The 6,000-nt window shown below is 72.9% G+C and carries 5 protein-coding genes; 2 read left to right on the forward strand and 3 right to left on the reverse strand.

Annotated elements, in window-relative coordinates; translation table 11 throughout:
• Positions 1-133: 133 nt before the first annotated feature.
• Positions 134-583, forward strand: a complete 450-nt coding sequence (locus ACWEQO_RS32195) for a pyridoxamine 5'-phosphate oxidase family protein (protein ID WP_361460747.1) — start codon at positions 134-136, stop codon at positions 581-583.
• A 147-nt stretch (positions 584-730) separates the two neighbouring features.
• Positions 731-1,354 carry a hypothetical protein gene (locus ACWEQO_RS32200; RefSeq protein ID WP_452986154.1) on the forward strand — a complete coding sequence of 208 codons (624 nt, stop codon included), beginning with the start codon at positions 731-733 and terminating at the stop codon, positions 1,352-1,354.
• Positions 1,355-1,443: 89 nt separating this feature from the next.
• On the opposite strand, the gene ACWEQO_RS32205 is transcribed toward ACWEQO_RS32200, so the two are convergent.
• From ACWEQO_RS32205 to ACWEQO_RS32215, 3 genes are all read right to left on the reverse strand, one after another.
• A complete protein-coding gene (locus ACWEQO_RS32205) occupies positions 1,444-3,840 on the reverse strand; it encodes a glycoside hydrolase family 65 protein (protein WP_452986155.1) in 2,397 nt (798 codons plus the stop codon).
• 61 nt (positions 3,841-3,901) lie between these two features.
• Positions 3,902-4,777, reverse strand: a complete 876-nt coding sequence (locus ACWEQO_RS32210; protein WP_452986156.1) for a universal stress protein — start codon at positions 4,775-4,777, stop codon at positions 3,902-3,904.
• Positions 4,778-4,853: 76 nt separating this feature from the next.
• Positions 4,854-5,855, reverse strand: a complete 1,002-nt coding sequence (locus tag ACWEQO_RS32215) for an Acg family FMN-binding oxidoreductase (protein ID WP_452986157.1) — start codon at positions 5,853-5,855, stop codon at positions 4,854-4,856.
• Positions 5,856-6,000 lie beyond the last annotated feature (145 nt).

A 6,000-nucleotide genomic window follows, 5' to 3' on the forward strand; every position in this document is an offset into this window, starting at 1 on the left:
AGGACCTGCCGCCGCGCCGCCGGCAGGCCGTTCTCCGGCACGAAAGGGACTGTCGGCCCTCATTTTCCGGCCTCGTCCCGATCAGGGTGGAACTACGCGATATCCGCTGTACCAGGAGAAGGATGGACCGGCGATGTACCCCAATGACGGTTTCCGTGAACTCGGTCGGCAGGAGTGCCTGCGGCTGATGGCCAAGGTGCCCGTCGGCCGCATCGTCTTCACGCGCCTGGCTCTGCCCGCCGTGCTGCCGGTCAACTTCCGTCTGGACGCCGACGGCGCGGTCCTGCTGCGCACCGCCGAGGCTTCGGAACTGGTTCGCGCGGTCGACGGCGCGGTGGTCGCCTTCGAGGCCGACGACGTCGACGCGGCCCGGCAGGCCGGGTGGAGCGTGGTCGTCACGGGCCCGGCCGCGGCGGTGACCGACCCGGCCGAGCACGAACGTCTGTCCCGCACCGGCCCGGTCGCCTGGGCGCCCTCGCCGCGGGAGGTCTTCGTCCGTATCGAGCCCGAACTGGTCACCGGACGCGAACTCGTCGGCGGACGCACCCTGTACGGGGTGAGCCTGGCGGCACAGGACGGCTGACGCTCGCCGACCGGGCTCGTCCCGGGGGACGTTCGGCCCGTGGGCCGGGTCCTTCAGCCCCTCCGGCGGAGGCCGGCGGCGCGGGACATTGAAAGAGCAACGAGAGTCGTCCACATCCTGCGCCACCCTCCGGAAGGGATGAGCACCATGGCAGTTCACGACCACACCCACCGGCGTCCGGGGTTCCGCTCCCCGTTCCCGCACCGGGCCGGGACTGCTCCCGTCTCCGCGGAGCCGACGACCGCGGCGGCGACCGCGACCCGCGCGTACGTGCTCGCCGGACTCCGTCTGCTGACGGGTTTCGTCTTCCTGTGGGCGTTCCTGGACAAGACGTTCGGCCTCGGCTATGCGACCCCCTCCGGCAAGGGGTGGCTCGACGGCGGGTCGCCGACCAAGGGGTTCCTCAGCGGAGTGGCCGTCGGACCGATGGAGTCCGCCTTCCACGCCTGGGCCGGAGCCGCCTGGGCCGACTGGCTGTTCATGCTCGGTCTGCTCGGTGTCGGCCTCGCGCTGATCGCGGGCATCGGCCTGCGGCTCGCCGCGGTCGCGGGCACCGTCATGATGGCGCTGATGTGGGTCGCGGAATGGCCGCCGGCCCAGCACCTGTCGGACGGATCGCCGAGCATGTCGACGAACCCGTTCGTCGACTACCACCTGATCTACGCCGTGGTCCTCGTCGCGCTCGCCGCCACGGGCGCCGGCGCCACCTGGGGACTGGGCGAGGCCTGGGCGCGGCTCCCCTTCGTCAGCCGCAACCGCTGGCTGCTCTGACAGTCCCGGAATCACCGGAATCACCGGAATCACTGGACCGGGGCGCCCCCGCTCGTCGGCGGGGGCGCCCCGCACGACGTGCGTGACGATCACCCCCGCGGCAGCCGGAGCGTGCAGGTCTCTCCGGGTGCGATGGTGACGGCCCGGTCGGCGAGTACCACGCGGACCGGCGATTCCTCCGAGTTTGGTACGCCGAGCTCCAGCCGCCCGCTGTGGTGCCGCAGGCTGATGCCCCAGTGACCGCGGTAGCGCAGGGAGAATCCGTACTCGGACAGCGCCGGAAGCGGCACCGGGTCGAGCCACAGGGCGTCCTCGCGGGTCTCCAGTCCGGTCAGGCAGCGCTGGACGAGGTCGAGGGTCCCCGCCATGGCGCCGAGGTGGATGCCCTCGCCGGTCGTGCCGCCCTGGACGTCGGCGACGTCCGACTCGAGGGCCTCATGGAGGTACTGCCACGCCTCGGCCCGTCTGACCCGGGCGAGGACCCAGCCGTGGACGAGTTCGCTGAGGGTGGAGCCGTGGCTGGTGCGCCGGAGGTAGTAGTCGACGGTCCCGCGCCAGAGATCGTCGTCCATCGCGTATCCCAGCCGCCGGAACAGCCACCGCAGTTCCGTGGGCGGGAAGAGGTGGCCGAGCATGAGGACGTCGGCCTGTTTGGAGGCCTTGTAGCGGTTGACCGAGTCGCCCTCGGCCTCCAGGATCCGGTCCAGTCTGCGGATGCTGTCGTACCGCGCGCGGTAGCCGTCCCAGTCCAGCTCGGCGAGGTCGCCGTAGCCCTCGAACTGGCTGATCACGCCCTGGTGGTAGGGCACCCGCAACCGCCGGGAGACCTCCTCCCACCCGGGGAGCTCGTCACGGTCCAGGCACATGTGCTCGAACAGCTCCTCACGGCGCCACGCGGGCAGCCGCCGCACGAGGTCCAGGGCGCGGGCGATGACCCAGGCGGCGGTGACATTGGTGTACGTGTTGTCGTCCAGGCCGGGCCGGGAGGAGTCCGGGTAACCGTCGTGGTACTCGTCGGGGCCGACCACCCCACGGATGCGGTAACGGCCCGACTCCGGGTCGTGGACCGCCGTGTCCGCCCAGAAGCGGGCGATCTGCAGCAGCATCTCCGCGCCCTTGGTGTGCAGGAACTCCGTGTCGCCGGTGGCCTCGCAGTACCGCCACACGTTGTAGGCGACCGCCGAGCCGACGTGGTGCTGGAGCCGGGAGCGATCCGGCAGCCAGCGCCCCGAGCGAGGGTTCAGATGCAGCTCCTGGGCCTCCTCACGGCCGTCGCTGCCGCTCTGCCACGGGTACATCGCCCCCGCCCGGCCGGCCGCGGCCGCCGCCCGGCACGCCTGCGGCAGGCGCCGGTACCGGTAGGTCAGCAGTGCCCGGGAGACCTCCGGGAAGTGCAGGTTGAGGTACGGCAGCACGAACAACTCGTCCCAGAACACGTGCCCCCGGTAGGCCTCGCCGTGCAGCCCCCGGGCCGGCACCCCCACGTCCAGGTCCGCGGTGTGCGGGGACAGCGTCTGCAGCACGTGGAACAGGTGCAGCCGCAGGATGCGGCCTGCCTCGCCGGGCACCCTGACCTCCGCGCGCCGCCACAGCCGCTCCCACGCGGCGACGTGGGATTCCAGGAGCGTGGAGAAGTCCGGGGCGCCGGACGCACGGCCGACGGCCGCCTCGAGCGGGTCGGCGATCGCCGTGTCGCGTGAGGTGTGCAGCGCCACGGTCTTCTCCACACCGACGGCCCGGCCCGCAACGACGGGGAGCACCAGACGGTGCACTACACGGTGCCGGGCGTACTGCGGCTTCGGGGGCGGGAGCCGCAGCCCGGTGACCACGGTCCGGGCCGCCATGGCGATCGCGATGTCGGAGGCGCTGGTGCGGCAGCGCAGCCACACCGTGCGGGGCCCCTCCGCCCCCGTCTGCACACGCGTCAGATGACGGTGCTCGAGAGACCGGTAACGATGCACGTTGCCGTTGATCACACCGCCGTCGAGGGCGGACTCGACCTCGATCTCCCCCGACCAGTCCTCGGCCGTGAAGACCGTCCGCAGCGCGGCCAGATGAGGATCCCTCATATGGACGAGGCGGGTCTGCTCCACCCCCAGCACGCCCGCGTCGTCCCGATAACGGAACGTGCGGGTCAGCGTGGCCCGGCGCAGGTCCAGGACGTGCCGGTGGTCGAGGAAGGCACGGGTGTCCGGGGAGAACCACGGTCCCCACGGCCCGCCGACGGGACGGCAGCGAAACCGCAGGGGCAGCCAGTTCGGCAGGTTGACCAGGTCCTCGTTCACCACCTGCCGCCCCGCCACCCTCGACTCCAGACGGTTGTAGCAGCCGGCCGCGTAGGTTCCCGGGTAGTGCACCACTCCCGCCCGGCTCTCGGGCACCGCGCCGCGGGTGGCGAAGTAGCCGTTGCCCAGGGTGCACAGCGATTCCCGCAACCGCTCGGCGGCGGGGTGGTAGCCCTCGTACTCCCACGTCCACTCGGTCATCTGCCGCCCCGCTCCTCTTCCTGCACGACGCGTGCCCGGGCGGTGCCCGCGCCCCGGGGGTTCAGGCGCGCCGGGGGACGACGGCGACCGGGCACGTGGAGTGGTGCAGCAGGGCGTGGGCGACGCGGCCGAGCTGCAGACCGAAGTGGCCGTGGCGCCGCAGGGCGCCGACGACGATCAGGTCGGCCTCGGCCGAGGCGTGCAACAGGACCCGGTGGGCGGGGCCCTCCACCGGCCTGCGCCGCACCTCGACCCCGGGGTGCTCCCGCACCGCCTGGTCCAGCGCGTCGGTGAGGTTGGTCGCGGCGCGCTCCTCGTGGGCACCGGCGGCGCCGTCGGCGAGGAGGGGATGGTCCACGCGCTGGTGGGCCGGGCTGCGCCAGGCCCGTACGGCGTCGAGGACGCAGCCGCGGGCCTCGGCCTCGCGGAAGGCGAACCGTACGACGCCCGTGCTCGTGGCCGGGTCGCCGACCCCCACCACCACCCGTCCGAAGGCCCCCTGCCGGTTCTGTTCCGCGCCACGGACCACGATCACCGGGCACGCGGCACGGGCCGCCACGGCGAGGCCGACCGACCCCAGCAGCAGCCCGGCCGTTCCGCCACGGCCGCGCGAGCCCGTGACCAGGGCGGACGACTCGCTTCCCGCGCGCAGCAGCGCGGACACGGCGTCGTCGGGCTGCACGTCGCCCGAGACCTTCACCCCGGGGTCGCGGAGCCGGGCACGTTCGATGCCGGACGCGACGATGTGCTCCGCCATGACCTCTTCGGCGGGGCGATCGGTCCCGAGGGAGGGGAGGGCCGCCTCGTAACGCTCCCACAGGGAGGCATGGACCAGGCGCACCGGCAATCCGTGGCGTGCCGCCTCGTCCACCGCCCAGTCCAGTGCCAGAAGGCTGGAATCCGATCCGTCGACGCCCACGACCAGGGGGAGTCGCATGGGTTTCCTCACTTTCCTGCGCGGCCACCGACCTCATGCTCCCACCGTCGCACTGTCCGGGGCCCGCCGCGACGGCTCAGGGCCGGATGTCGAGTACGTCCGGCACCGGACGCCGCGGGGTGCTGCGGCCCTTGGGGCCGTATCCCAGGCGCAGCACGATCTGTATGTGCCCGGTCCCGGACACGGGGTCGCGCAGCGGCCAGCGCAGGTCGCTCCACTCCAGGGCCTGGGTGGCGAAGGAACTGGACAGGCCCTCGAGGGTGGCCAGCAGCAGGACCCGTTCCATGGCCTGGCCGGCGCGCAGCCAGTCCTCCGGACGGTCACGGGAGGTGCTGAGGACGGCCAGCTGGGGGGTCCGCTCGAACTCGGCGGTGCCGCGGCCGGGCACCGGCCTGCTCCCGGCGAAGTCACGCATGGGCGCCTTGCCGCCCTGCTTGCGCGGACCGAAGGCGTAGCCGGGCACCCCGTCCGGGGCCGTGTTCCCCGAGCTCCCCGGGGGAGCGTCGATATGGGTCCACTCCGCCAGGTCCTGGCCGCTGCCACGGTCCGTGAGATTGCGTGCCTCGGCCTCCTCCAGCAGTTCCAGCACCTGGTGCAGGTGCCAGGAGGACGGGAAGGCCAGCGTCGCTCCCTCGTCGCGTGCGGCGTCGGCCAGGGCCGTGCGCAGGCCCTGGGGAATCTCCGTCTCCTCGAACGGGTAACGGCTGCTGTGCCGCTGGTGGATCGCCGGATACAGCGCGGAAAGACCGCTTCGAGCGTCCCCGGGAGCGGTCGGCTGCACGGCGGCGAGCAGCGCCGGATCGGCCGGGTCGGGCAGCAGCAGGACTTCCGGATGCCACCCCTCGTGGGCCAGCGCGACCCGCAGATTCAGCAGAGCGGCGCCGACGCCGAGGTGCAGGGCGCGGTTGTCGGGGTCGGCGTGCGGCAGGACGCGGTCCAGGTCCGCGCGCACCTGGAAGGTACGGCTGCCCCGGAAGTAGCGAAAGCGCCACGGCTGTGCGTTGTGCATGGACGGAGCGGCGGCGGCGTCGTGCGCGAGAGCCGCCACCCGCTCGTCCGGCAGGGTCTGCTGGTTCACCGGGGGCTCCTTTCGTGAAGTGGCGGAGCACAGGGGCACGAGCCGTGGCCGCTCACTGCTCGGCCGGGGTGATGCGGCGTCCGGTCAGGCGGGTGGGCCGGATGGACACCCACGTCTCGCGTCCGCCCCCGGCCCACGGCGCGGT

The organism is Streptomyces sp. NPDC004051, assembly GCF_053604275.1.